Here is a 25,760-nt window from a genome sequence, read left to right as displayed (position 1 = left end):
AGCGGATCGCGTTCATACATTCATCGCAAGTTTAAAAACTTGAAATGGCTAATCAAGAATTTGGCCATCCTTGATGCGCACAACGGATAACTGATCGAGGCTGAAAGAGTCGGGCAATGTGAAGTCTGTCGTCGTAACAAAAATTTGTGTGTTGATCTCGTGTAAGAACGTAATCAGCGCATCTCTTTTGGTTTTATCGAGCTCAGATAAGACATCGTCTAACATCAGCACAGGATAGGTTCCGTGAGCCTTCCTATGATACACAATTTGGGCCATTTTGAAAGAAAGAATGATGGCTCTTTGCTGCCCTTGGCTACAAAAAAATCTTGAGTCTTTTCCACCATATAGGAACACGATGTCGTGTTTGTGTGGCCCTACCAAACTGGTTCCAGATGAGAGCTCCGCATCATGCAATTCTCCAAGACGTTTTTCAAGAGACATTTGGACCTGTTCACGAGTGAAGTGCACAGCATTTTCATCGGAAACCAGGTATTCCACCGAGATATCCACAGCAGAATTACCAGAAATGTATTGCATGGCGTTGTTAAAGTCTTTTGCCAAACCAGCTAGTGCGTTGATGCGAGCATAGGTCAAATCGGTCGCTAAACGCACAAATTGCGGGTTTAAAGACTCCAAAAGGTCAAGGGTGGTACCTTTAGGTACATCGCCCTCAACAAAGTTCTTAAGCATCTTGTTGCGCGTTTTCAGTGCTTTTCGATAATCGGCGATCAAATCGGTGTTCTTGCGATCAAAGGTCACCAGCAAATCATCAACCAGTTCGCGGCGGTGATCGGCACCTTCTTTGATCGCTGCTAAACTTTCGGGACTAAACACAACACTGGCAAAAATTTTACGAACATCCGCCGACGTCACACGTTTTTCATTCAACGTTAAAACTTTACGACTTTTCGTAAGACCTAATTTCAATTTGTAGTGAAGATCGTTTTGAGTAATCAACGCTTGAATAAGCGATTCTTGATTAGCCGAATTGATCATTGTGGAGTTATCAGAGTAGCGGAAGGAATCGCCTTGCGAGATCATGTACATCGCTTCAAGGAGATTTGTTTTCCCCTGGCCATTGTCTCCGACGAAGACATTCACGCGAGGGGAAAACTTCAATACTACGTCCCGGTAATTGCGAAAATTTACAAGACGTAGTCGTTCAAAGATCATTAGATTCTCATAGGCATAACAACACAAGTGTAAGAAGTGTCGTTATGAGGTCTCATCAAACCAGGTGACAAGTGATCGTTCAATTCGAAATCGATCTTGTCATGAGTCATGCTGGTTAGAATGTCAGTGATGTATTTTGCGTTGAAACCAATTTTGATTTCTCCGCCTGCATATTCAACTTCGATCTCTTCTTTCGCATCACCCAACTCTGGATTGTTCGAAGAAATTTCCATACGGCCGTTTGAAAGATTCAACAACACCGCTTTGGATTTTTGATTCGCCAAAAGTGAAACGCGTTTTAGTGAAGTAAGGAAAGCTTCCTTGTTGATCCCCACTTTTTGCGTCAGCTTCTGTGGAATAAACTGTTGATAATTCGGGTACTTTCCTTCGATCAAACGAATCATCAGGATTGTTGATGAATGTTTTAGTACGAATTGGGAGCCTTCCACAGCTATTTCCACAGACCCATCAATGCCTTCCAAAATCTTTTTGATTTCATGAAGACCTTTACGAGGAATGATCACACCTTGAGTGGCAGAAACTTTAATGTCTGTGGATTCTTTCGAAACCAAACTCATACGGTGACCATCGGTAGCAACCATTTTGAAACCAGCTTGTGGATTTAATTCAAAAAATACACCGTTCAAGTGGTAACGAGTTTCATCGTTCGATACAGAGTAAATTGTTTTATCAATCATCTCTTTCAGAACTTGTGCAGCAATCTTGATGAAGGCTTGAGAGTTGTAAGTAGGGAAGATCGGATACTCTTCCGCAGAGATACCCACAATCTTGGAAGTGTATTTCCCTTGTTTGATTTCCAACCAGTTGTTTTCTTTTTTGATCAAAGTGATTGGACCTTCAGAAAGTTCTTTTGCAATTTCGAAAAGACTTTTTGCTGATACTGCCACTTTACCTGGTTGATGAACTTGCGCTTTGATTTGATCAGTAAGGCTTACTTCCAAATCTGTTGCGAATACTTTCAGTAAATTTTGATCAGCTTCAAGAAGTACGTTGATGAGAATTGGCATTGTATTGCGCTTCTCAACGATATTTTGAGTTTTACCGATAAGGCTTAACAGATCTCTTTTATCAATTTCGATCTTCATAACTATTCCCTCTTAAAACACCCTTCTTATTATCTATTACTATTAATATAAATAACTAGTAGTAGTAGTAGGGGCGTGGAAAACCTAACAAATCCTCTAAGTACGTGTAAACACTAAAAAACAGTTGTGGATAAAGCCTCTGTACAAGTTAGGCTGAAAATTGCGAATTTTGGGGGTAACTCAGATCCACATTTCTTCCCCCAGATTCTTCCACAACTCTATCCACAGTCCACATTCACACACCTGTGATATTGTGGATTCTTGTCTCTAAATCCTCGATATCTTTTGCGATATCTTGATCGGTCGCCTGTAGATTCTTAACTCGATCCAGCGCGTTCATCACTGTTGTGTGGTCTTTTCCGCCGAATGCTTTGCCAATATCCACCAAAGACTTTTCCAAAAATTTCTTAATTAAGTACATCGCAATTTGACGTGGAACGACAATTGGCTTGGCGCGTGTAGAGGATTTTAGATCCAAAACACGTACTTTAAAGTGATCAGCAGTCAATTTCATAATCTCTTCTACAGAGATAGTAGATTGAGTTTCATGGTGCGAAAGGATGCGCTTCACAAGCTCGCCATCAATAGGTAAACCTTGTAGCTCAGAGAACATCTTAACCTTCTTAAGGTTGCCTTCCAGCTCTCTGATAGAACGTTTAGAGATGCGTGCGATGTGGTGGACCACGTCTTCTGGCAGGCGCATATTAAACTTTTCAGCTTTATATCTAAGGATTGCGATACGTGTTTCAAGATCCGGCATGGTGATATCTGCAATCAATCCCCGCTCAAGACGGGTACGACTGCGATCTTCAAGTCCGTGGATATCCTTGGGCATACGATCACTCGCCAGGATAACCTGCTTACGCGTATCGATAAAACTATTCACCGTATGGAAAAATTCTTCCTGAACAGCTTCACCACGGGCGATGAATTGAACATCGTCGACCAAAAGAATATCCGAGTTTTCGCGATACTTTTGGCGGAACTTATCCATTTCATGGCGGCGAATCGCTGAGATACACTCATTCATAAAGCGTTCAGCGGATAAGTAAGTAATTCTAAGGTGCGGAAATTGCTCACGAATATGGTTTCCAGCGGCATGCAAAAGATGCGTTTTACCCATCCCAACCGGTCCATATATATAGAGAGGATTATAATCATCCGCTCCTGGGTTGCGGGCTACGTTAAAACAAGCCGCGTGAGCAAACTCGGAATTTTTTCCCACGACGAAGGTCGAAAAGGTCAAATCCACATTTAATGAGTCACTGGACCTAGGTTGAGTAGTCTGAGTAGCCTGAGCACGTGAAAGCTGAGCTTGAAGAACTTCAGACCCCTGATTTACAGGAACCTCTTCAATGGAGGCCACGGTTTCAATGTGAGTATTCACTTTGGCCCCAGTAACATTAAACTCAACTTCAAAGGGTCTTTTGTAAGTATCTGAAATTTCTGTGTAAATCTTATCCTGAAGGTTCTCTATAACAAAATACTGGTGGAGGGCGTTGGGTACTCCGAGTATCAGTTTGGGACGTTCAAATGAGCCACCCGTGCTGAGGTACTCAATAGGATCAAGCCAAGTATCTAATAACTTATTGTTATCATTACGACTTTTCATTTTTGTCTTAATTAATGTCCAAAAAGAAGCGTTTAACTCCATAGACCATCCCCTCGAAATGCAGGGTAGCCTTAACAAGGTCAGCTGAAGTTTTCAACAGTTGACCTTGATGCCGCGTTGTGATTAATTAGTGCCCCACGTATCTAGTTGATTACAGCTTTGTGGAATCATATATGTAGTCGCCGATTAAAAGTTGGCGTAATTGACGTCTTTTAGCGTCGTAAATATCTCGGTAGAGAGTAGTTCAGGAGAACACATGAAACGTACATACCAACCATCAAACAAACGTCGTAAAACATCTCACGGTTTCCGTGCAAGAATGGCTACTAAAGCTGGTCAAGAAATTCTTAACCGTCGTCGCGCTAAAGGTAGAAAACGTTTGACGGTTTCTACAGGTGGAAAATAGTTCTCCGCTAGGTATTAAGCGCAGCTCTGAGTTTCTCTCTCTTAAACAATCTGGCAAAAGAAACTGGCCTACGAGGTGGTTACTTCTGAATTATCAGAAGAACTCCGTTGGTCAGTTGCGTTTTGGTGTAACTGCTAGTCGAAAAGTCGGTCCTGCAGTTGTGCGAAACAAGCTTAAACGTTGGAGTCGAGAATACTTTAGAGCCTTGCTTAAAACAGGAAACTCTATTGAAGCCGACATCAATATCATCTTCAAACCCATGGAAACCAACTTTTATAAAGGCCTCCCACACGAGGAATTTATCAAAGCTATGGATCGTGGGATTGGGTCTCTTCGAAAAAACCTTTAAAGCGTTGCTTTGGTTTTTCGTTGCTGCTTACAGATCTATTGGAACCACACATTTAGGTGGATCCTGTCGCTTCGAACCGAGTTGTTCGGCATATGCCTTGGAAGCTATTCACAAACACAAATCGCATAAAGCTTTTTGGTTAATCACAAAACGAATTTGTAAATGTCGGCCGGGTGGACCTTATGGTTATGATCCGGTCCCAGAATCAGGAGGAACGCTCCATGAATCAGCAAGATAAGAATAATCCTGGCTTTTTCGATCCTAAAACTCTAATCGCCGTAGGTGCGGTTGCAGTTGTTTATTTCGGTTGGCAAACATATCTGGGTAAGAAATATCCAGAATATAATAAGCCAAAAACAGTTCAAACGCAGACAGCAGAAAATACAGCGACTCCATCTGAAAATGTCGCGGCTCCTGCAGCCACTGTAGAGGCTAAATCTGAAACTGTTGCACCTCCCACTCAAGAACAGTCTTTCACATTCACTAACGACAAAGTTTCCTTCCAAATTTCCAATCACGGTATGGGATTGAAGAATTTCACTGTGAATAACTATGAGGATAAACAGGGAAATAAAATCAAACTTGGCGCCGGAGTAAATGACGGGTTGTATGCTCTTCGTTTCTTGGGTCACGATAAGCCGGTTGTTTTCAATATGTCTGAAAAGGCACCAGGCTCTTACATTGGTGTGGCACAAGTCGGTGACATGACGATTACACGTGAGATGAATTTTGATCCCGCAAAATCATCTTTCACAAATACAGTTTCTTTCAACAAACCAACTGAAGATGTAAAAAAAGGCTTCTCTTTGTTGATTCCAGAAACTATCCACGTGTCTAAATCAACTTCCTGGTTGTTTCCTTCTTATGAGCATCAGGATTTCTTTGTTAGTCATGAAGGTGACAAACACGACACTGTAAACTTCAGCAATTCCAAAGAAAACGTTGTTAAAGATTTCCCAAATACAGAGATGATTTCCGTAAGCTCTCAGTATTTTGCAGCAGCTGTACTTGATAAGTCAGAAATTATTCCAGAAGTAAAACTGACTTCAAACGTTGAAAAGCAAACAGCTATGGCTGAGCTTACGTACAAGCCGGTTCAACTAAAAGACGAAATGAAGTTCTCGCAAATTTTCTATGCGGGTCCTAAATCCATCGATTTGTTGAAGGCAGCCGATCCTGAATTGGCGCACATTATTGATTTTGGTTTCTTTGGTTTCATCGCTCGTCCTTTGTTATACGTGATGAAAGCCTGCCATCAATTGGCTGGTAACTGGGGTATTGCGATCATCCTTCTGACTTTGTTGGTTCGTTTCGTGGTTCTTCCATTCAATATCATGTCTGCGAAATCCATGAAGGCGATGCAAAAGGTTCAACCGATCATCCAGGGTCTTCGTGAAAAGTACAAAGACGATGCGATGAGACTGAACACGGAGATGATGGCTGTGATGAAGCAACATGGTGCAAATCCAATGTCTGGATGTTTGCCAATGATTCTTCAGATCCCGATTTTCTTCGCACTATACCGCGTAATTGGTTCTTCTATTGAGCTTTACAACTCTCCGTTCATCCTTTGGATCAACGACTTGAGTGCTCATGATAAGTTCTATGTACTTCCGGTATCGATGGCGATCTTTATGTACATCCAACAAAAGATCACTCCATCCACAATGGATCCTACTCAAGCAAAAATTATGGCGTTTATGCCTCTGGTTTTCTCAGTGTTCATGTTGCAGCTACCAAGCGGTCTGACTCTTTATATGGTTGTCAGTACGTTGTTCGGTATCATCCAACAGTATTTGATCATGAGAGATCCAACTGCAAAACCGGTCGTTAAGACGGTTAAAGCGAAATAGTAACTTAGATTTTTATTTTTACCTGGGAGGTAAAATGGGTTTTTTTAGTAAGCTTTTCGGGGGAAAAAGCAAGAGTGCAAACAGCGAAGTTGAATCTTTGGTGCAAAACACTCTAGAGGGTATCATCGAAAAAGCTCAATTCGATCTTTCTTTTGAAATCACTTCTTCAAAAGAAGATGACGGTGGGGCCGTTCTTTCAGTTCAATTCTCTGGTGGAGATGAAGAGCTTTTGAAAGATAAAAAAGGGCAAATGTTGGATGCATTCCAATTGCTTCTTAAACGCGTGATTCAGCACAATTTCCCTGAAGATAAAACAAACATCACAGTAGATTGCGGTGGTTACCGTGACGAAACTGAGGGCGCACTTATCGAGCGCGCTGAAAACTTGAAAGCAATCTGCATTGAGCAAGGGAAGTCTGTATACTACAGAGCCCTTCCTCCAAAAGATCGCAAAGTTGTACATCAATACCTGGCTAAAGATCCTCGCATCAAAAGCCGTTCTTTGGGTGATGGCTTGTACAAAAAAATTAAAATCTATCCAGCAAAAGGTGGCAATTCAGCTCAAGGAAACAAAGCTGAAGACGCTCACCAAGAATAATTGTTAGTAGGGTCGTATGATTCGCGGAGATCGTGACAAGGATACAATATGCGCGGTCTCCACTCCTCACGGAGTGGGTGGCATTTCCGTCATTCGAATTAGCGGCCCTAAAACATTGGAAATCGTAGCACTGCTGTGCAAATTCATACCCGCACATCCTGAGTCTCATAAAGTCTATTTTGGTAATCTGAAAGACGGCGGTAATGAGATTGACGAAGTTCTGGTAACTTACTTCCAACATGGAAGATCCTTTACGGGCGAGGAAGTCATCGAGATTTCCTGTCACGGAAGCCCGCTTATCTGCCAAAGTATATTGAACTCCCTGGTGCAACTAGGGGCTCGTCCTGCGGATCGCGGAGAGTTCACTTATCGTGCCTTTATGAATGGAAAACTGGATTTGGTTCAGGCTGAATCAGTATTGGCCTTGATCGAATCTCAATCGCAACAGGCAGCTAAGATTGCACTTCGTCAGCTAAAAGGACAGTTGTCGCATAAGCTTGAAGAAGTTGAAGACGATATGACTTGGATTTTGGCTCACGCTGAGGCCAGCATTGATTTTTCCACTGAAGGTATCGACGTTGTTGATTATTCCGTAGTTCAAGTTCGTCTTAAAAAAATCGAAGCGGTTCTTAAGGACCTGGTCGGAACATTCAAAGTCGGCCGTCTTCTTAAGGATGGATTTCGAGTCGTTTTAACAGGTCTTCCGAATGTGGGTAAATCCAGCTTGTTGAACCTATTCCTGGAAGATGAGCGCGCGATTGTCACAGATATTCCAGGTACTACTCGTGATGTGATTCATGGGGATACGACATTTGAGGGTGTGAAGTTCACTTTCGTCGATACGGCTGGTCTTCGCGATGAAGCAACGGATCTGGTTGAGCGCATTGGTATTCAAAAAAGCTATGAAGCTCAAAATGAATCCGACGTGGTTTTCTTTGTCTTCGATATCGAAAAGGGTATGGGCCCAGAAGAGACTCAAATTCTGGAGTCCCTGGATCCTCAAAAAACCTTCATTTTAGCCAATAAAATCGACCGAATTGGTGGGTCTAAACCACTTGAAACTGTCGAAAAAGCCATTAAAAACAGTAAATTTTTCCAAAAGATTGCAGATCCCAAGGCCTTCTTCACAAGAAGGGTGTTCTTTGTCAGTGCTCTTGATAAAAAGGTGCGTTCGAGTGTCCTTCAAGAGCTTGTCCAGGAATTCGCGGATTTGCAGGTGGAAAATACCGTTCTTATTTCCAATGCCCGTCACTATGAAAACCTGGTCCGTGCTTTAGAGAATACTCAAAGGTCACAAACCTTGGTGGATCAGGGGATGGGTTCTGAATTCCTGGCGCTGGAGCTTAAGGAATCCCTCATCGCGATTCACGAAACTTTAGGTAAGCGGTTCGATGATCAAATCATGGACCGGGTATTTAAAGAGTTTTGTATCGGGAAGTAGCATATGACTAATAAAAAATTTGATGTGATCGTTGTGGGTGCAGGACATGCCGGTATCGAAGCATGTTTGGCGTCCGCTCGTTTGGGCCTTCAAACTTTGATGGTTACGACGAATGTTGATCGTATTGGTTATATGAGCTGCAACCCTTCCATCGGTGGGCTTGCAAAAGGTCACATGGTTCGTGAAATTGATGCCCTCGGTGGACAAATGGGTATCGCTGCTGATGAAACAACAATTCAGTACAAGCGACTTAACTCCTCGAAAGGTCCGGCAGTTCGTGGAACTCGAGTTCAAAACGATAAGCATCTGTATTCTGCTTTTCAAAAAAATGCTCTTTATACACAGCCAAATTTGGAAGTCCTTCAGGGCGAAGTAAAGCGTCTGATCTTGGATAAAGATCTTTGCGCCGGAGTGGTTTTGGATGATGGTTCCGAGATTTTTGCCAAAGCTACAATCATTACCACCGGTACTTTCATGAACGGTGTTATGCATACGGGTCTTCGCCAGGAGGCGGGTGGACGTGTGGGTGATAAACCATCAGTCGGTTTATCAGATCAATTGGCGCAATTCGGTTTTGAAGTAAAACGTTTGAAGACGGGAACGCCGGCGCGACTTCTTAAAGACTCTATTGATTGGTCGAAAACGATTGCTCATGGTGGCGACGAAAAGATCTATCCATTCAGCTATAAATCTTCGACTCAGTTGAAGCTTCCGCAGATTCTTTGCTATCTGACTCGGACAACTGAAAAAACCCACGATATTATTCGTGGAAACTTGGATAAATCCCCTATGTATTGCGGAATTATCGAAGGTGTTGGACCACGTTATTGCCCATCGATCGAAGATAAAGTAACTCGTTTCGCAGACAGAGTGAGCCACCAAACTTTCCTTGAACCAGAAGGCTTAACAACGGACTTGATTTATCTTCAGGGTATTTCAACAAGTTTGCCTGAGGAAACTCAGGATGAATTTTTAAAAACTATTCCAGGACTAGAAAACGTAAAAGTCGCTCGCTATGGTTATGCCGTTGAGTACGACTACATCGAGCCAACTCAAATTTGGCATCGCTTGGAAACAAGAACGATTCGCCAACTTTTCCTGGCAGGTCAAATCAACGGAACTTCTGGTTACGAGGAAGCCGCTGCTCAAGGTTTCATTGCCGGAGTAAATGCCGCGAATAGCATTTTGGGTCGCGACGAATTTATTTTAGGTCGTGATGAAGCTTATATGGGCGTCTTGATTGATGACCTTGTGACTAAAGGAACACGCGAACCGTATCGTATGTTTACTTCGCGCGCAGAACACAGATTAGTTCTTCGAGAAGACAATACTATCGATAGGTTGGCGCAGTGGGCCCAGAAGTTGGGTATCGTGTCTGAACAGTCTTTAGAGCTTTTAGCGGTGCTTCGTGAAAAGCGTAAAGTTTTGCACGATAGAATGCGTGAAACACGCGTTTACAACACCAAAGAGACACAAGAAATTCTGGCAACAATTCCGACTTCAGCTATGACAAAGTCGTTAACTATCGAAGAGTTGCTGCGTCGTCCTGAGCTTACAAGTTCACACCTGGAATTGCTAAATTTCGAGTTGGATTCTGATCCAAATGTGGTTGAACCGGTGGAAATCGAAGTAAAATACTCTGGCTACGTAAAACGCCAAATGGATCTAATTAATCAGTCGAAAAGACTCGAAGAATTAGTACTTCCAGACACTCTTGAGTACGGAGATATTCGCGGACTTTCCAATGAAGAGAAGGATAAGCTGCTGCGCGTTAGGCCCCGTACCTTAGGTCAAGCCCAACGGATTAGTGGTGTAAATCCCTCTGCGATTCAAGCTATAATGATTCATCTAAAAGGTCACAAAAAGATCAGGGAGATGAATCTGGATGAGCAGCACTGATAGCTCCGAGACACCGCAAATCCTATGGCGTATCGATGAATGGTTCCCCGATTTAAGTCCTGAGGTCAGAACAAGACTTAAGGCTTATCACGACGAGCTTCAAAAATTTAATCGGACCGTTAGTTTGATTTCCGCAAAGTCAGTCTTCGTGGCCGATGCCTTACATTTTGCGGACTCTATTCTTGCCACCAAGGCGATTACAAAGGCGAATCCAAGTATTGATACAATCTATGATTTTGGCAGCGGAAGTGGATTCCCCGGGGTTGTTTTTGGCATTCTTAACCCCAGCATCAAGGTTGTGCTGGTCGATACGGATCCCAAGAAATGCGAATTCCTAAATTATGCTATTGGTGCCTTGAATCTTAAGAACATCACAGTAGAGCACCGTAATATCGAGTCTCTTCCAGAGGGCTCGGTCAAATTCGCAATTTGTCGTGGTTTCGGCAATATTTCTAAGGCGATTCTTATGGCTCGCAAGATCGTCGCAAAAGGCGGCTCTGTTTATCATCTTAAAGGGGAAGAGTGGGGTATTGAGGTGGGAGAAATTCCTACGCAGCTTTGTTCTATCTGGTCTCCGTCACTTGTGGGGGAATACAAACTCCCTGTCGGCGCTATCAAATATGGCGTTGTTCGTACCGAAAAGATCTCTTAATTCGTTTGTTTTGAGTAAAAATGGGGATGTTCCACGTGGAACATCTTCTAATGACCTGATTTCGCTTCGCCGCCGGCCTCTTTGGCGCCTTCTGCGCCACCCTCTGTAGAACCCAGCCCTGTATCAATCGTCACTCCAGCGGCTTTCATTCGCTCTTTAACGTCCCAACTTCTTTTTGCATTTCTTAGCTTTTGTTCTGCCTGATATGACGTCCATTCTTTAGGATCGGGCCAATCTTCCTTCTTTGCGAAGGCTTTCTTATAGGATTGTTGGGCGTGTGTTTTTCTTTGCTCTACTTTGAGCTTTAAATACTCTACTTCCTGAGCCAGGCGGGTGATGGCCGCTTGAGATTCGTAAATGCGCTTTTTGGCGTACTTTATCTGGCCAGTCTGTGGGACGACGGTGATCAAGTCTTTTTCAAATCCTTCAAGCTTCTTTTTCTCACCCTCAAGAGCGGCAGTTGCAGCAGTTACTTGTGTTTGTAGATCAGAGTATATCGGATCCTTCACCTCTGGATTTTCCATCGGCTTATTACAAGCGGTGAGCGTGAAAATAAGGAGAATTGCGGCTATTAATCTCATAAAAGTAGTTGTTCCACGTGGAACATCGGTAAAAACGTAGAAAAACCTAAGGCGAGGTGCGAAAAACTAGTCTTTATAGTTGCACATGCATGTAAAAAATACGAATTTTGAACTATCAGGGAGGAACGATGGCTAAAACTATCTGTATAGCTAATCAAAAGGGCGGAGTAGGCAAGACGACCACGTCTGTGAATCTTTCTTCAGCGTTGGCTACTCTAGGTAAGCGCGTATTGTTGATCGATATGGATCCACAAGGAAATGCTTCAAGCGGACTAGGCATCAAACGATTTGATACCCAGGATGCAAACTCATACCACGTTCTCATCGGTGAAAAAACACTGACTGAGGCTACTAACAACACTTCAAATCCGAACCTAAAGATCTGTACTGCTAATCCAGATCTAGTTGGTGCAGAAATCGAACTCGTTGATATGCCGCATCGTGAATATCGCTTAAAACAAGCGGTATCCATCGTGGCTGATCAATATGACTTTGTCATCGTTGACTGCCCACCATCTCTTGGTTTGATTACTCTGAATGCTCTGAACTCTGCAGACAGTTTTCTTGTGCCTCTTCAATGTGAATACTATGCATTGGAAGGTTTGAGTCAGTTGTTGAACACCGCAGGGTTAATCAAAAAGAGTTTGAATCCTGCGCTTCATATTGAAGGCATCGTTTTGACGATGTTCGATGTGCGCAACAACTTGAGTCATCAAGTTGTAACTCAGATTAAAGAACACTTTGGTGACAAAGTATTTAACGCAATTATTCCAAGAAACGTGCGACTCAGCGAAGCGCCGAGCCATGGTCAATCCATCCTAGAGTACGACAGCAAATCAATTGGTTCAGTTCGCTATCTTGAGCTGGCTCATGAAGTGATCGCAAGATCTCTTCCTAAGGCAGCAGAAGTTGCAAACAAGAATGCCTATGAAGGGGAAGTAAATGTCTGATACTGCTGTAGAATCCTCAAACAAAAAAAGAGGCTTGGGCCGTGGCCTGGGTTCACTTTTGGGTGGTCCTGCTAACAATGATTTAATGAATGCGCCGGCTGCATCTGCCCCTCTCGTAAAAGCAGCGCCAGCGCAATCAACTACAAATTCACCTGCTGCAACAGCGGCCGGTGCGCCTTCTATTAATGTTGCTGCAACTGTCGCCCCTCCCGTGGATCCAGAAAGCAAGATTTGGAAAGTCGCAATCGACAAGCTGTCTCCAGGTAAATATCAGCCACGTACAACGTTTGAGAAAGAGCCCCTACAAGAGCTTGCTCAGTCCATTAAAGAGAATGGAATTTTGCAGCCGATCGTTGCGCGCAGAACTGCCTCTGGAAAATTGGAAATCGTAGCTGGTGAACGCCGTTGGAGAGCATCCCAACTTGCTGGGTTACATGAAGTTCCAGTTATTCTAAAGTCTTACGACGACAAACAGGCACTTGAGTTAGCTATCGTTGAGAATATTCAACGTGAAGATTTGAATCCAATTGAAGAGGCAGAGGGTTATTCTCGCCTAATCACAGAGTTCAAATTGTCTCAACAGCAAGTGGCTGAAAAAGTTGGACGTGACCGTGCGACAGTAGCGAATGCTGTTCGTCTATTGGCATTGCCTAACGAGATCAAAGATATGATTTCGGGCAATGAACTTTCCGTTGGTCATGCAAAAGTCCTTCTGTCTTTGCCAGAACCCAAAAAACAAATCGAACTTGCAAAAAAGGTCGTGAACGACAAGATCGCAGTTCGTAAATTGGAAAAAATGGTTCAAGCTATTGTAAAAGGTAATGTTGAAGAGGAAGACGTTCCGTCATTCGATTCAAATGTTACACAACGCTTGATCAGCGGACTAAGTGAAGAGCTTCAAAAAATCATGGGTACAAAAGTAAACATCGATTATTCAGGCTCCAAAGGCAAAATCAGCATTCACTTTTATTCTGATGATGAACTGACCAATTTGGTAGATAGGCTTAAAGAAGGATGGCAGTAAATTCCCCAAACTCTTTTCAAGAAGACGTGCTTTCTGGTCATGTGACTGCAATCCTTGACCAGGGGACGCATTTCGAAGGAAAGCTCAGCTTTGAAGGAACCGTCCAAATTGGCGGGGATTTTAAAGGGGAAATCTTTACTAAAGATACCATCGTTATTAATGAGGGCGCCTCCGTGGCTGCCCAAGTTGAGGCCGATACAATCATTATTAGTGGCCGAGTTGAGGGAAATCTGTTCGCTCGCCGCCGCGTCATTATGCACCCGCCCGCAATATTCAAAGGCACCGTAACATCTCCGAGTTTGCGGATTGATGAAGGCGTTGTATTTGAGGGCGCGTCCTATATGCCTAAGTCCTAGGCAATTTCATTTTCACTACAGCAGGCCTAATTCTCAATAGGAATATGTCCTTGACCGTTTCTGGGTTGAAATGCTACTCCCGAGGTTCAAAAAAACAATAGGGATTTCAACAAAATGGAAATTTTTGGACAATTAGGCATCAACACAACTGCCGGCATCCAATTCGTGTTCTTCGCGATTGCCTTGTTATTCTTAACTAAGTTTGTTTTCGGACCATATGCACATGCTCTTGAAGAGAGACAAAATAAAACTAAGGGCGGCGAAGATCTGGCTTTGGAATACCAAGCAAAATCTGTCGAATTGTCTTCTGAATATGAAGGCAAAATCCGCGAGCTAAACAGTGAAATCAAAAACATTGTTGATGCTTCCAAAGCTGAAGCAAATAAACAGTATGAAGCAGCGGTTTCCAAGTCTCGTTCTGAGGCTGAACAACTGGTTAATTCAAACAGATCAAAAATCACAGCAGCAGTAGAGTCCGCTTCAAAAGAATTGAAAGCACAAACTCAAGCTGTTGCACTTGCAATCACATCCAAATTGTTGGGCAAATAAGAGAGAAGAGAAAATGAAAGTTCTTGTTAACCTTCTTATCATCCTTGCGCCTGCGATTGTTTTCGCTGCTGGAGCTGAGCACGGTGACGGTCACCATGCTATTGAAATTCCAAAAGTGACAATCTATCAGGCGATCAACATCATCATTCTTTTCGCGGGTATCGTTTACTTCACGAAAGACTCCATCGTTTCCTTCTTCGGTGGCAGAAAATCTGCTTACCTTGAGGCTGCGCAAAAATCTGCATTTGCACGCGAACAAGCTGAGCGTGAATTTGTTGATATCAAAAACAAACTTGCAAACCTGAATAGCACTCGTCAGGAACAATTGGCAAAAGCACAAGCTCATGCAAATGATTTGAAGAATCAAATCATTGACGAGGCAAACAGTGTTTCCAAGCGTATCAAAGACGAAGCGGAATTGACTGCCAAGCTTGAAACACAGCGCGCTCAAAAAGAGTTGCGCACTCAATTGTTGGCTGACTCCGTTGATGCTGCTCGTATCGTTTTGACGAAAGACATCGGTGCGGCTGATCAACAAAAACTTCAAAATGAATTCATCAATCACATCGAGGTTAGTCGATGAAAGTAAACGAAGTATCTAAAAGATATGCTAAAGCCCTTTTGGCTGTAGCAAAGCAAAAAGGTATCCACTCTAAAGTGTATGCTGAGCTTCAAGCCGTTGCCGACGCTTTCAACAAGGAAGCTTCTGTTGCTGCGTATTTCGAAAACCCAATGATCTCCATTACCCATAAAACAGCGGCTCTAAAGGCTGCCCTTGAGGGTAAAGGCACTTCTGAAGAAGTAATGAACACTTTGGTGTTGATGGCTGATAAAGGCCGTATTGCGTTCCTTCCAGAGGTTGCACAAGCATTCCGCGACGCTCTTGATATTGAAGAGGGCGTAACTCGTGGAACTGTTCGCTCAGCACAACCATTGTCTGCTGACGCACAAAAAGAACTTGAGTCTAAAGTAAGCAAAACGCTTGGTAAAAAAATCGTTCTTACTTACCAACAGGATCCTAAACTTTTGGGTGGCGCTGTAGCCCAAGTTGGTGGATGGACTTTTGACGACAGCATTGAAACACATCTTAAAAAATTAAATGAAGAATTAAACAGGAGAGCCAACTAAAAATGGAAACACAAATCCGTGCCGACGAGATCAGTCGCGTTCTCAAAGAGCAAATCAATCAGTACAACAAAAAGATTGAAGTTAGTGAAACAGGTAGCGTTCTTTCAGTAGGGGACGGGGTTGCTCGTATCTACGGTCTTGAAAACGCAATGGCTGGTGAACTTGTTGAGTTCCCAGGTGAAGTATTCGGAATGGTATTGAACCTTGAAGAAGGTCACGTAGGGGTTGTACTTTTCGGTGAAGACCGCCACATCAAAGAAGGCGACACTGTTAAGAGAACAAAAAAGATCGTTTCCGTTCCAGTTGGCGAAGCCCTTCTTGGTCGCGTTGTAGACGCTCTTGGTAACCCGATCGACGGCCGTGGCGCTATCAACACGCCTCACTCTCGTATCGTTGAAACTAAGGCTCCTGGTATCGTTTACCGTCACCCGGTTGAAGAACCTCTTCAAACTGGTATCAAAGCTATCGACGCCTTGGTACCAATCGGCCGTGGTCAACGTGAATTGATCATCGGTGACCGTCAAACTGGTAAAACGACTATCGCGGTTGACACTATCATCAACCAAAAAGGTCAAAACGTTCAGTGCTTCTACGTAGCTATCGGTCAAAAACAATCGACTGTTGCTCTAGTTGTTGAAAAATTGCGTGCAGCGGGTGCTCTTGAGTACACGACAATCATCGCAGCCAATGCATCTGACCCAGCTCCACTTCAATACCTTGCTGCTTACTCTGGTACAGCAATGGCTGAATACTTCCGTGATACTGGCAGACATGCTTTGATCGTATACGATGACTTGACGAAACAAGCTCAAGCATACCGTCAATTGTCCCTACTTCTTCGTCGTCCTCCGGGTCGTGAAGCTTATCCAGGTGACGTGTTCTATTGCCATAGCCGTCTTCTTGAGCGTGCTTCTAAATTGTCTGCAGATAAAGGCAGCGGTTCATTGACTGCATTGCCAATCATCGAGACACAAGCGGGTGATATCTCTGCTTACATCCCTACAAACGTTATCTCCATCACTGATGGTCAGATCTTCCTTGAATCAGATCTATTCTACAAAGGTGTGCGTCCAGCTATCTCTGTAGGTAAATCAGTTTCTCGTGTGGGTGGTTCCGCTCAAATTAAAGCGATGAAACAAGTTGCGGGTTCTTTGAAACTTGAACTTGCTCAGTTCCGCTCTATGGAAGCGTTCGCTGCTTTCGCGTCTGACTTGGATAAAGCGTCTCAACAACAGTTGGCACGTGGTCGTCGTTTGATCGAAGTACTTAAACAACCTCAATACTCTCCGGTAAAAGTTGAAGAACAAATCATCATGATCTTCGCTGCTGGTAACGCATTCGTTGACCAATACCCAGAGACTGATGTTAAGCGCTACGAAAAAGAGATGATCGAGTTCTTGAAAAACAAGCACGCGGACATCATCAAAACTATCACTGAGAAGAAAGCTATTGCAGACGACACTAAAAAAGCGTTGTTGGCAGCTCTTGAAGAGTTCAAAGCTATCTTCCAACCTACTAACAAATAGTTTGGTGCTTAAATGGCAAGTTTGAAGGATATCCGGGCTCAGATTGAGTCCACAAAAAACACCCAGCAGATCACGAAGGCTATGAAGCTCGTGTCTGCTGCGAAGTTGAGAAAGGCGCAGAATAACATCGTTAACATGCGTCCTTATGCTTTGACTTTGCGTAAGGTGATTGCGGATATCGCTGTGACTAACAAAGTTACGCACCCGTTGATGGAGAAGAAGGAACAAGTAAAGAATGTTTTGCTTGTTGTTATCACTTCTGATCGCGGTCTTTGCGGCGCTTTCAACAGCAATATCAACAAATTTACTGAGGCGTACTATAACAACAACAAGGCGAACCTGGAGAAGATTGATTTTCTTTTCGTGGGTCGTCGTGGTCACGACTACTTTGCTAGACGTGGTATCAAGCCGGTTGATTACATCACGAAGCTTGATAAAGACATCTCTTACGAGTTGGCTTCCAAGGTTGCGAATCGCGTGATGAATGACTACCTAGAAGGTGCATACGATGAAGTTCGTATCATTCATAACGAATTCCAATCTGCGATTTCTCAGGTTGTAACGGCTGAAACTCTTCTTCCAATTGATCTTGGTTTGACGACTTTCAACTCAGAAGCTGAGGCAAACGCAAACTTTGCTGTAGACATGATTTTCGAACCAGCTCCAGAGCAAATCATTAAAGAGTTGCTTGAAAAGCATTTCGACCTTCAGGTTTACAGATGTATGTCCGAGTCTGTTGCCGGTGAACATGGTGCTCGTATGAGCGCGATGGAAAACGCGACAAACAACGCGAAAGAGATGATCAACAAACTCACTCTGACGTACAACAAATTGAGACAAGAAAAAATTACTACAGAATTGATCGAAATCGTATCGGGCGCGGAAGCGCTTAAAGGATAGGGAGCTGAATAATGGCATTCGGTAAAGTAAAACAAGTTATGGGTCCCGTAGTGGACGTAGAATTCGAAGGCGGGGAACTTCCTGCAATCAATTCTGCTCTTCGTGTATCTAATAAATTTATCTCTGACGTTGAATTCAACCTGGTTCTTGAAGTTGCTCAGCATTTGGGTGACGGTGTTGTAAGAACTATCTCTATGGATCAAACTGAAGGTTTGGTTCGTGGCGAAAAAGTTAAAGCATTGGGCACTCAAATCACAGCGCCAGTTGGTCGCGAAGCTTTGGGTCGTATCATCAACGTAGTTGGTGAGCCAATCGACGAAATGGGTCCAGTAAACGCAAAAGACCACTGGGGTATCCACAGAACTGCTCCAAAATTTGAAGACCAAGCTACATCTGCAGCAATGTTGATGACTGGTATCAAAGTCGTAGACTTGCTAGCTCCATACGCTAAGGGTGGTAAGATCGGTTTGTTCGGTGGTGCGGGTGTTGGTAAAACAGTACTTATCCAGGAACTTATCCGTAACATCGCTACTGAGCATGGTGGTTTCTCTGTATTCGCGGGTGTAGGTGAGCGTACTCGTGAAGGTAATGACTTGTGGCAAGAGATGAAACAGTCTGGCGTATTGGCTAAGACTTCTCTGGTTTTCGGTCAAATGAATGAACCTCCTGGTGCACGTGCGCGTGTTGCTTTGACAGGTTTGACTGTTGCTGAATACTTCCGTGACGTTGAGAACCAAGACGTTCTTTTCTTCGTTGATAACATCTTCCGCTTTACTCAAGCGGGTGCTGAAGTTTCTGCCCTTTTGGGTCGTATCCCTTCTGCCGTTGGTTACCAACCAACTTTGGCAACTGAGATGGGTACTCTTCAAGAGCGTATTACTTCCACTAAAAAAGGTTCCATCACTTCCGTACAAGCGGTTTACGTTCCTGCGGATGACTACACGGATCCAGCTCCAGCTACTACATTTACTCACTTGGATGCGACTACGAATCTTGACCGTGATATCGCAGCTATGGCGATCTTCCCTGCAGTTCACCCATTGACGTCTACATCTCGTCTTTTGGATCCAACTGTTATCGGTGAAGAGCACTACAAAGTGGCTCGTGACGTTCAAGCATTGTTGCAACGTAACCGTGAGCTTCAAGATATCATCGCGATCCTTGGTATGGACGAATTGTCTGAGACAGACAAATTGGTTGTATCTCGTTCTCGTAAAATCCAACGTTTCTTGTCTCAGCCGTTCTTCGTTGCTGAGCAGTTCACTGGCTTGCCTGGTAAATACGTTGATATCAAAGACACTGTTAAAGGCTTCAAAGAGATCCTTGAAGGTAAACATGATGCTCTTCCTGAGCAAGCGTTCTACCTTGTTGGTACTATCGAAGACGTTATCGAAAAAGCTAAGAAGTTGCAGGCGTAATCCGGAAGGATTTCGTCTTCATGAAGCGGCCTGAGAAGGTCGCTTTGGAAAAGGTGATTTAATATGAAACTGACAATCGTGACTCCAGAGCGTCGTCTACTTGTTGGCCAAGAGGTCGAAGAAGTAACTGTTCCTGGTTTTAAAGGAGAACTTAATATTCTTCCTGGTCACGCGCCTCTAATCACTACACTGGGTATCGGTGTGATGAAATGGAGACTTAAGGGTCAAGAAAAGCAGAACCAAGCTGTTATCAGCTGGGGTTACTGCCAAGTATCCCCTGAAGGCGTGAATGTTCTTGCGAACATCGCTGACTTGCCAGAAGAAATCGATCTTGTTGCAACTAAAGAAGCCTTGGCAAAATCTGAGAAACACGTCCTTGACGAAGTAATCACAGATGCTGACTGGGTTGAGTTCCAAAAAGAATGGACTCGCGCAAGAGCGAAAATTGAAGTGGCTGAAGGCGCTGCTAAAAAATAGGCCCCAAGCGACTTGATAATTCTAGTTCAAATATAAAGGCTCGATCTTCGGATCGGGCCTTTTTCATTTTAAAGCCACGGTATCTCAGTGGTGGCTCACATTCTGCACGGCGAAGAAAAAAACCTACGGCAAATCAGTGCCGTTTGAATTAGAATCGGCGGAATCATGGCAAAGAAAAACAATCGCAAAATACCAATCGATCTGCGGCAGTTCGCTTTGCCATGCCCACGCGTTGGAAGCATAGAAGCTCACTCCGGCTATGGACAGACGCCACGAATGGGTCAGGAAATTCACCAGAGCATTCAGAAAAAACGCATTCGTGAGATTCCAGGTTATGAGGCTGAAAAAAAGCTGACCATCGAGTTTGAAAGAGATCAATACACATTTGTTATCTCCGGTCGGGCGGATGGTGTGATTGAAGGATCCAGCTTTATGGTCGAAGAGATTAAATCTTCTTTTGATGTGGATAGCCTGGAACACAAACTTACAGTGGATGATAATCATCCCTACGTATGGCAGCTGCGAACCTATGGTTACATCCTTTATAAACAAACTGGTGAAATTCCAGATTTAAAAATGCTTTTGGTTTCCTCGCGAAACTTCAAGCAAAGTGAGATGTATTTCGACCTTGATATTGAAGAGTATGAAGCCTGGCTTGCATTGCGACTTGCTGAGCTAGTGGATGAAACCAAGGTTCGTGAAAAGATCTTCAAGAAACGGGTGGAATCCGCAGAGGATCTAAAGTTTCCATTCATTTCACCTCGTCCTGGGCAAACCGAACTCATTGAAAATATTCAGTTGGGTTTTGTCGAGGAGAAATCACTACTTATTCAAGCTCCCACGGGCTTGGGCAAAACCATTGGGGTTTTGTATCCTTCTTTAAAGGATGCATTTGCTCGCGGCCAGAAGGTCATCTACGTCACTCCAAAAAACTCTCAACATCAGGTGGCGGAAGAGGCTGTAGAGAAGCTGCAGGATCAGGGTGCTTCAATCAGACCGCTGACAATCACTGCCAAAAGTAAGATGTGCTTTAAGGCGGAGCCGCTGTGCAATCCGCAGTACTGTGAATTTGCCAAAGACTATTACAAGAAAGTTGCTGAAAACGATTTGGTTAACAAAGTTTCAAAACTAAGATCGCTAAGTCAGAAAAAGCTGCAGGAGTTAGGTGAAGAGTACCAGGTGTGTCCTTTTGAATTGTCCATAGAGGCGATTGAAAGAGCGGATGTGGTGATAGCTGACTACAACTACGTTTTTTCAACCAGAAGCCTTCTGGGGCGTTTAGAGATGCCATTAATGGAGCCTTCGCAAAAGGCAAACCTTGTCATTGACGAGGCCCACAATCTACCAGCCAGGGCTCAGGACTACTTTTCACCAGCCATATCCACAAGGGACTTACAAAATGTTATTCCTTCATTGGCAAAAATCGCATTACGCTTTCAAAGGCGTGCGCAACTTTTGTGTGAGGAAGCCATTGCAGTGATCGAGTCCTATCGTGGTGAATCGCGAACTGTTCAAATTGATTTTGATCCGGTGTTTGAGTTGGAATCAAGACTGCGGGAGTTTCTGGCTGAGTACCTGGAGGCAGATGTCGAGATTCAACCTCAGGACGGAGTTTTGAGACTTGTTAATCTGTGGAGTGAATTTTCTCAAGCTTTGGAGCTGCAAGGCCCTGAGTTCTTTCAAACCTATCAAAAGAATCGCATTTACGGCGAAATCAACGAAACTCTGAAAGTCACCTGTTGTGATGCCTCCAGACACTTGAATGAAATTTATAAATCATTTAAGAACGTCGTCGCATTCTCGGCGACGTTAAAGCCATTTCCTTACTCAAGAAAACTATTGGGACTGGATGAGGAGTTCACAAAATCGCTGGAGTTTGTTTCTCCTTTTCCTAAAGAGCACAGAAAAATACTGCTGATTCCGCAAATATCAACCAAGTACAAAGATCGACCGGTGAATGCGCCGAAGATTGCCCAGGCCATGGAAAAAATCATGGCGGTAAAACCCGGAAACTATATTGCTCTATTTCCGAGCTTTGAGTTTATGAAAGACGTTGAGGGCTATCTGAAAGACAGCAGCTATCAACGGTTGGTGCAGCAACGTGAAATGAAGGCGGATCGCGTGGACGACTTTTTGTCCTTCATGAAGAGTGCCGACAAACCTACACTTCTACTTGCGGTTCAGGGTGGTATATTTTCTGAGGGAGTCGACTTTCCTGGTGATATGCTGATCGGCGCCTTTGTGGTGGGGCCGGCACTTCCAAACTTTGACTTCGAGAGAGAGCAAATTCGCCAATACTATGAGCGCTCCCATGAAAAGTCCGAGGCCTTTAACTACACATATGTTTATCCTGCGATGGCAAAAACCATCCAGTCTGCTGGCCGGGTCATTCGCTCAGAAAATGACAAGGGCATTATTGTATTAATGGATACTCGATTCCTGGAGTCCACATACTCTGAAACAATGCCTCAGGGCTGGTTTCAGGACAGTGTGCAGGAATTGGTTTCCGGAAAAATTCTTTCTGATGTTTCAGAGTTTTGGAAAACGACGTGAAGTTAAATGAAATGCCACTCTTCTTTTTGGATGTGCAAACTACGGGCGCAAAGCCAGAGAGTGGTGCGCACATCCTTGAGGTGGCATGGACGTCACTTGATGGGGAAACCAAGGCAAGCCTGGTTCAACTGCCGAATGAAGAGAAGATCCCGTATCGCATTCAATTGATCACAGGAATCTTCAACGAGGATATGGCCGCGGCTGAGACGCCTGATAAAGTTTTTTCCGAGATCGAGGCAAAATTCAAGGGGCACCATTGCCTGATTCATTTTGCCCAGTTCGAAAAGCCCTTTCTTAAAAGCTACTATGCGCAGAAGGAAAGTGACTTTCCATTTTCGATTCTTTGCACTCACGAGATTGCAAAAAGATTATTCCCGAATCTTCCAACCAGGGGGATTAAAGGTCTTGCCGGATACTTTGGTTATCCGTCACAGGATTTAAAGAGAGCGGCCCAGCAGACGCAGGCCACCAGGGTCATTTGGCAGGGGCTTATGGTAGAGTTAGCTAAGCAGGGTGTTGAGACCTGGGAGCAGCTTCAAGCGTGGCTTAACGTCACACCAAAGACTGCGCGAACCAAGTATGAATATCCCTTGGACAAAGCAAAGCGCCTTTCATTGCCGGATCAACCGGGTATTTACCGAATGATCAGTAAGTGGGATGAAATCCTTTACGTCGGAAAGGCAACCTCATTGAAAGATCGGGTTAATAGCTATTTCCGTGGTCAGAAGAATCGCGACAGTCGAAAGCTTGAGATGCTAACGCAGGTTTATGACTTAAGAGTCACAGTCTGCGGCAGTCCCCTTGAGGCGGCATTGCTTGAAACCGATGAAATTAAAAAATGGGACCCAAGATACAATATCAGTTTAAAGGCGGCCCATAGAAATCTTGTGTTCTTTAATCGGGAATTTACTGACATGGAGTTTGAGCAAAGCCAGGAATTCAATATTGGACCATTTACTTCAAGCGTAGTTTTTGATTCTTTAAGAAACCTGCGAGACTGCGTGCTCGCCGAGAGCTTTCACGACAATGTTTTCTATGAGCCCATTGAAGCGAGCTTAGTCAAAGATGGTTTGCAGATCTTTTGTGAGCGTCACGGGATGGGTGTTGAAGACTTTAAATCTTTGCGAAAAATAATGGCTCTGAGTCTTTGGTGGAATCGGAAATTTGAATTTATTGAGGAAGAGGAAGAAGTCGAGTCATCTGAGGTCGAGAACGGCGAGTCTGAAGACATCGAAGTTATTCTAACGGCCTCTGATATTGCCGATAAGATTGATAGACACATCATGCGGGCCGGGATGACATACCTGCGCTCAAAACAGCTGACCAGAATCTTGAACTCGAATATTTCATATCGAATTGCGGACTCGGCTACAGATGAGCCATACTATTTAAATGTACGAAAAGGGCTCATTGAGACCACAAGCTCGTCGCCACGAGTTCCAAAGGTTCAACTGTGGGATAGTCTGACTATTGATACCTATGACCGAATGAGTGTTCTGCTGATGGAGCTTGGTAAAATCGAAACTCAGAGTGGTGAAGTCACCATTGATTATATCTAATCGCGAAGCGCAAAGCTTTCAGATTGCGAATTAAGGATCTCCGCAAGATGCTCTGCCACTTTCTTGCCAGAGTCTTTGTGATTGAAATACAGCTGCACTAGCTTGCGATAGGGATGTTCTTTGGGTACCAATCCTGGTGAACCCAAATTTATCACAACAGTGTTCTTTTTTATCTGTGTGGGCAGGGTGCGAAGCAGACGTGCAGTTTTAGGTCCGGTGACCGCCACCAGAATCACTTCGCAGGAATTGCTTTTTGCCGGATTAAGGATATCAGAAACCTTTGAACTCCCGAATAGCTGCTTTGTGTGAACAGTGTCGGTCGATGCATTCTTAAAGCTTGTTAAAAAATCAAATGATGGAGAGAACGCACAGACCACTTCGGGATTCGCAGCTGGGGCACGCTCTGCTTCTGACGTGTCAGTTATAGCCGTCTTGGAGTTTAAGTTAGTGCGGATGTTTTCGTTTAAAACTCGCTCTTCGAGGCTAACGTAGTCCTGCGAGCTCAGTGTACCTTTGGCAATGAGGGAGGGAAGATTAGGGTTTCTTCTATAGATATTGGCAAACGCTTTGGTCACAAGGATGCGGTGAAGTTTTTGATTTAAAAGATCTACTGAAAATCTACCGTCTTCCACAGCGCTGCGAACGGTTTTGATGGCGCGCTCCTGATCGTGAATAGACCAGGTCATCATCACGATATCTGCTCCCGCAAGAAGTGCTTTTAGAGCAGCCTGATCAGGGCGAAGTATATCTTTAGAGCCCTTCATCAGAAGGTCGTCGGTTATTACTAGACCCTGGTATTTCAAATCGTTTCGTAAAAGCTCTGTGGATATCTTTGAGGAAAAGCTCGCAGGTTCTCTCTTGGGATCCAGTGCCGGATAAATAGAATGCGACAGCATCACTGCGACATTGGAGCCAAGTGAAGAATATCCCTCAAACGGAATCAGATCTTTTGCTTTCAGAGAACTTTCACTAGAGACATTATTAACAACAACATTATGCGGGTCCGCTTTGACGTTTCCAGTTCCAGGAAAGTGTTTTGCAGTGGGAATTACTTTGGATCGCAAGAGCCCTTTTGCATAGGCCGTGCCGATCTCTTTTACCAGTGTCGGATCAGATCCGAATGAACGTACGCCGATAAAGCTTGAGGTATACGGGTCTGCGACATCAAGTACTGGGGCAAGATTCATGTTGAATCCAACTTCGCGAAGAAAGAGTCCCGTTTGATAGCCCATTTCCTCAGAAAGTTCTTTTGATTGAGTCTGTCCAATAGCGAGTGCATTTGGAGGATTGGGCTGTATGGGAAGTCGTGATACCGCACCACCTTCTTGATCGATGGCAATCAAGGGTGGAAGTTTTGTGGAGTTGTAGGAAATTTTGTAGAGGTCTTCGTTCAGCTTTTTTACCTGCTCCAGAGATTGAATATTTCGCTTAAACAGCAAGAAGGAACCCGGCTTATAGTCTTGGATGAACTTTTCAAAATCCTTGTTTGTCCTGGTGTGCGGGAAGCCAACGATAAATAGTTGCCCCACCTTTTCATTCAGGGACATTTTGGAAATTTTCGTATCAATAATCTGATCTAATGACTTTGTCTGAGCTGGCACAAGGACGGGAATTGCAAAAAACACAAGAGTAATGCTCAAAATTCTGCAG

General features: G+C 43.9%; 25 protein-coding genes. 20 read left to right on the top strand and 5 right to left on the bottom strand.

Features of this window, described 5'->3' with window-relative positions:
- Positions 1 to 48: 48 nt before the first annotated feature.
- The 3 genes from recF to dnaA form a co-directional block, all read right to left on the bottom strand.
- Positions 49 to 1,173 (bottom strand): DNA replication/repair protein RecF, encoded by a 1,125-nt coding sequence (gene recF, locus AAAA73_RS10115; RefSeq protein WP_340598186.1) that lies wholly within the window; start codon positions 1,171 to 1,173, stop codon positions 49 to 51.
- Positions 1,173 to 2,279 carry a DNA polymerase III subunit beta gene (dnaN, locus tag AAAA73_RS10110; protein ID WP_340598185.1) on the bottom strand — a complete coding sequence of 369 codons (1,107 nt, stop codon included), beginning with the start codon at positions 2,277 to 2,279 and terminating at the stop codon, positions 1,173 to 1,175. The genes recF and dnaN overlap by 1 nt, the downstream gene beginning before the upstream one ends.
- 235 nt (positions 2,280 to 2,514) lie before the next feature.
- A complete protein-coding gene (dnaA, locus tag AAAA73_RS10105) occupies positions 2,515 to 3,933 on the bottom strand; it encodes a chromosomal replication initiator protein DnaA (protein ID WP_340598184.1) in 1,419 nt (472 codons plus the stop codon).
- A 214-nt stretch (positions 3,934 to 4,147) separates the two neighbouring features.
- On the opposite strand from dnaA, the gene rpmH reads away from it, so the two are divergent.
- From rpmH to rsmG, 8 genes are read left to right on the top strand one after another with little or no spacing between them, the layout of a single operon-like run.
- Positions 4,148 to 4,297 carry a 50S ribosomal protein L34 gene (gene rpmH / locus AAAA73_RS10100; protein WP_340598183.1) on the top strand — a complete coding sequence of 50 codons (150 nt, stop codon included), beginning with the start codon at positions 4,148 to 4,150 and terminating at the stop codon, positions 4,295 to 4,297.
- Positions 4,287 to 4,646, top strand: a complete 360-nt coding sequence (gene rnpA, locus AAAA73_RS17425; protein ID WP_445292030.1) for a ribonuclease P protein component — start codon at positions 4,287 to 4,289, stop codon at positions 4,644 to 4,646. Before rpmH ends, rnpA begins: the two co-directional genes overlap by 11 nt.
- The gene (gene yidD, locus AAAA73_RS17420) at positions 4,615 to 4,884 is read left to right on the top strand and encodes a membrane protein insertion efficiency factor YidD (protein ID WP_445292029.1); all 270 of its coding nucleotides are present in this window, start codon (positions 4,615 to 4,617) and stop codon (positions 4,882 to 4,884) included. Before rnpA ends, yidD begins: the two co-directional genes overlap by 32 nt.
- A complete protein-coding gene (yidC, locus tag AAAA73_RS10095; protein WP_340598182.1) occupies positions 4,868 to 6,499 on the top strand; it encodes a membrane protein insertase YidC in 1,632 nt (543 codons plus the stop codon). Before yidD ends, yidC begins: the two co-directional genes overlap by 17 nt.
- Before the next feature lie 34 nt (positions 6,500 to 6,533).
- Positions 6,534 to 7,097: a Jag family protein gene (locus AAAA73_RS10090; RefSeq protein WP_340598181.1), complete on the top strand. Its 564-nt coding sequence runs from the start codon at positions 6,534 to 6,536 to the stop codon at positions 7,095 to 7,097.
- Positions 7,098 to 7,113: 16 nt separating this feature from the next.
- The gene (gene mnmE, locus AAAA73_RS10085) at positions 7,114 to 8,538 is read left to right on the top strand and encodes a tRNA uridine-5-carboxymethylaminomethyl(34) synthesis GTPase MnmE (protein WP_340598180.1); all 1,425 of its coding nucleotides are present in this window, start codon (positions 7,114 to 7,116) and stop codon (positions 8,536 to 8,538) included.
- Between the two features lie 3 nt (positions 8,539 to 8,541).
- A complete protein-coding gene (mnmG, locus tag AAAA73_RS10080) occupies positions 8,542 to 10,437 on the top strand; it encodes a tRNA uridine-5-carboxymethylaminomethyl(34) synthesis enzyme MnmG (protein WP_340598179.1) in 1,896 nt (631 codons plus the stop codon).
- A complete protein-coding gene (rsmG, locus tag AAAA73_RS10075) occupies positions 10,424 to 11,089 on the top strand; it encodes a 16S rRNA (guanine(527)-N(7))-methyltransferase RsmG (RefSeq protein ID WP_340598178.1) in 666 nt (221 codons plus the stop codon). Before mnmG ends, rsmG begins: the two co-directional genes overlap by 14 nt.
- A 47-nt stretch (positions 11,090 to 11,136) precedes the next feature.
- Here rsmG and AAAA73_RS10070 read toward each other — a convergent pair whose 3' ends face one another.
- Positions 11,137 to 11,670 (bottom strand): hypothetical protein, encoded by a 534-nt coding sequence (locus tag AAAA73_RS10070; protein ID WP_340598177.1) that lies wholly within the window; start codon positions 11,668 to 11,670, stop codon positions 11,137 to 11,139.
- 128 nt (positions 11,671 to 11,798) lie between these two features.
- On the opposite strand from AAAA73_RS10070, the gene AAAA73_RS10065 reads away from it, so the two are divergent.
- The 12 genes from AAAA73_RS10065 (at position 11,799) to AAAA73_RS10010 (ending at position 24,110) form a co-directional block, all read left to right on the top strand.
- Positions 11,799 to 12,620 carry a ParA family protein gene (locus AAAA73_RS10065; RefSeq protein WP_340598176.1) on the top strand — a complete coding sequence of 274 codons (822 nt, stop codon included), beginning with the start codon at positions 11,799 to 11,801 and terminating at the stop codon, positions 12,618 to 12,620.
- A complete protein-coding gene (locus AAAA73_RS10060; RefSeq protein ID WP_340598175.1) occupies positions 12,613 to 13,644 on the top strand; it encodes a ParB/RepB/Spo0J family partition protein in 1,032 nt (343 codons plus the stop codon). Before AAAA73_RS10065 ends, AAAA73_RS10060 begins: the two co-directional genes overlap by 8 nt.
- A complete protein-coding gene (locus tag AAAA73_RS10055) occupies positions 13,635 to 14,000 on the top strand; it encodes a bactofilin family protein (protein ID WP_340598174.1) in 366 nt (121 codons plus the stop codon). The genes AAAA73_RS10060 and AAAA73_RS10055 overlap by 10 nt, the downstream gene beginning before the upstream one ends.
- A 114-nt stretch (positions 14,001 to 14,114) precedes the next feature.
- Positions 14,115 to 14,549 (top strand): ATP synthase F0 subunit B, encoded by a 435-nt coding sequence (locus AAAA73_RS10050; protein ID WP_340598173.1) that lies wholly within the window; start codon positions 14,115 to 14,117, stop codon positions 14,547 to 14,549.
- Between the two features lie 13 nt (positions 14,550 to 14,562).
- Positions 14,563 to 15,132, top strand: coding sequence for an ATP synthase F0 subunit B (locus tag AAAA73_RS10045; protein WP_340598172.1), 570 nt, complete (start codon positions 14,563 to 14,565; stop codon positions 15,130 to 15,132).
- Positions 15,129 to 15,677, top strand: coding sequence for an ATP synthase F1 subunit delta (gene atpH, locus AAAA73_RS10040; protein WP_340598171.1), 549 nt, complete (start codon positions 15,129 to 15,131; stop codon positions 15,675 to 15,677). The genes AAAA73_RS10045 and atpH overlap by 4 nt, the downstream gene beginning before the upstream one ends.
- Positions 15,678 to 15,679: 2 nt before the next feature.
- A complete protein-coding gene (atpA, locus tag AAAA73_RS10035; protein WP_340598170.1) occupies positions 15,680 to 17,203 on the top strand; it encodes a F0F1 ATP synthase subunit alpha in 1,524 nt (507 codons plus the stop codon).
- A gap of 12 nt (positions 17,204 to 17,215) precedes the next feature.
- A complete protein-coding gene (atpG, locus tag AAAA73_RS10030) occupies positions 17,216 to 18,103 on the top strand; it encodes an ATP synthase F1 subunit gamma (protein WP_340598169.1) in 888 nt (295 codons plus the stop codon).
- Positions 18,104 to 18,114: 11 nt separating this feature from the next.
- Positions 18,115 to 19,521, top strand: coding sequence for a F0F1 ATP synthase subunit beta (atpD, locus tag AAAA73_RS10025; protein ID WP_340598168.1), 1,407 nt, complete (start codon positions 18,115 to 18,117; stop codon positions 19,519 to 19,521).
- A gap of 63 nt (positions 19,522 to 19,584) precedes the next feature.
- On the top strand, positions 19,585 to 19,998 hold the full coding sequence (gene atpC, locus AAAA73_RS10020; RefSeq protein ID WP_340598167.1) for an ATP synthase F1 subunit epsilon: 414 nt from the start codon (positions 19,585 to 19,587) through the stop codon (positions 19,996 to 19,998).
- A gap of 165 nt (positions 19,999 to 20,163) precedes the next feature.
- Positions 20,164 to 22,551: an ATP-dependent DNA helicase gene (locus AAAA73_RS10015; RefSeq protein WP_340598166.1), complete on the top strand. Its 2,388-nt coding sequence runs from the start codon at positions 20,164 to 20,166 to the stop codon at positions 22,549 to 22,551.
- Positions 22,548 to 24,110 (top strand): GIY-YIG nuclease family protein, encoded by a 1,563-nt coding sequence (locus tag AAAA73_RS10010; RefSeq protein ID WP_340598165.1) that lies wholly within the window; start codon positions 22,548 to 22,550, stop codon positions 24,108 to 24,110. The genes AAAA73_RS10015 and AAAA73_RS10010 overlap by 4 nt, the downstream gene beginning before the upstream one ends.
- Here AAAA73_RS10010 and AAAA73_RS10005 read toward each other — a convergent pair.
- Entirely contained in the window at positions 24,107 to 25,735 is a 1,629-nt protein-coding gene (locus tag AAAA73_RS10005) for a glycoside hydrolase family 3 protein (protein ID WP_340598164.1), read from the bottom strand. The genes AAAA73_RS10010 and AAAA73_RS10005 overlap by 4 nt on opposite strands.
- Positions 25,736 to 25,760: the final 25 nt, after the last annotated feature.

It is taken from the genome of Bdellovibrio sp. GT3 (assembly GCF_037996765.1).
GTDB lineage: Bacteria > Bdellovibrionota > Bdellovibrionia > Bdellovibrionales > Bdellovibrionaceae > Bdellovibrio.
The sequence above is the reverse complement of the archived record's forward strand: the minus strand, read 5'-3'. Positions and strand labels throughout refer to the sequence as shown.

Coding starts and splice junctions, on each gene's coding strand:
- atpA (WP_340598170.1), top strand. CDS start 15,680: ATGGAAACACAAATCCGTGCCGACGAGATCAGTCGCGTTCTCAAAGAG.
- recF (WP_340598186.1), bottom strand. CDS start 1,173: ATGATCTTTGAACGACTACGTCTTGTAAATTTTCGCAATTACCGGGAC.
- atpC (WP_340598167.1), top strand. CDS start 19,585: ATGAAACTGACAATCGTGACTCCAGAGCGTCGTCTACTTGTTGGCCAA.
- AAAA73_RS10015 (WP_340598166.1), top strand. CDS start 20,164: ATGGCAAAGAAAAACAATCGCAAAATACCAATCGATCTGCGGCAGTTC.
- dnaA (WP_340598184.1), bottom strand. CDS start 3,933: ATGGAGTTAAACGCTTCTTTTTGGACATTAATTAAGACAAAAATGAAA.
- dnaN (WP_340598185.1), bottom strand. CDS start 2,279: ATGAAGATCGAAATTGATAAAAGAGATCTGTTAAGCCTTATCGGTAAA.
- AAAA73_RS10050 (WP_340598173.1), top strand. CDS start 14,115: ATGGAAATTTTTGGACAATTAGGCATCAACACAACTGCCGGCATCCAA.
- atpH (WP_340598171.1), top strand. CDS start 15,129: ATGAAAGTAAACGAAGTATCTAAAAGATATGCTAAAGCCCTTTTGGCT.
- rsmG (WP_340598178.1), top strand. CDS start 10,424: ATGAGCAGCACTGATAGCTCCGAGACACCGCAAATCCTATGGCGTATC.
- AAAA73_RS10045 (WP_340598172.1), top strand. CDS start 14,563: ATGAAAGTTCTTGTTAACCTTCTTATCATCCTTGCGCCTGCGATTGTT.
- AAAA73_RS10090 (WP_340598181.1), top strand. CDS start 6,534: ATGGGTTTTTTTAGTAAGCTTTTCGGGGGAAAAAGCAAGAGTGCAAAC.
- mnmE (WP_340598180.1), top strand. CDS start 7,114: ATGATTCGCGGAGATCGTGACAAGGATACAATATGCGCGGTCTCCACT.
- AAAA73_RS10070 (WP_340598177.1), bottom strand. CDS start 11,670: ATGAGATTAATAGCCGCAATTCTCCTTATTTTCACGCTCACCGCTTGT.
- AAAA73_RS10065 (WP_340598176.1), top strand. CDS start 11,799: ATGGCTAAAACTATCTGTATAGCTAATCAAAAGGGCGGAGTAGGCAAG.
- yidC (WP_340598182.1), top strand. CDS start 4,868: ATGAATCAGCAAGATAAGAATAATCCTGGCTTTTTCGATCCTAAAACT.
- AAAA73_RS10055 (WP_340598174.1), top strand. CDS start 13,635: ATGGCAGTAAATTCCCCAAACTCTTTTCAAGAAGACGTGCTTTCTGGT.
- atpD (WP_340598168.1), top strand. CDS start 18,115: ATGGCATTCGGTAAAGTAAAACAAGTTATGGGTCCCGTAGTGGACGTA.
- atpG (WP_340598169.1), top strand. CDS start 17,216: ATGGCAAGTTTGAAGGATATCCGGGCTCAGATTGAGTCCACAAAAAAC.
- mnmG (WP_340598179.1), top strand. CDS start 8,542: ATGACTAATAAAAAATTTGATGTGATCGTTGTGGGTGCAGGACATGCC.
- AAAA73_RS10060 (WP_340598175.1), top strand. CDS start 12,613: ATGTCTGATACTGCTGTAGAATCCTCAAACAAAAAAAGAGGCTTGGGC.
- rpmH (WP_340598183.1), top strand. CDS start 4,148: ATGAAACGTACATACCAACCATCAAACAAACGTCGTAAAACATCTCAC.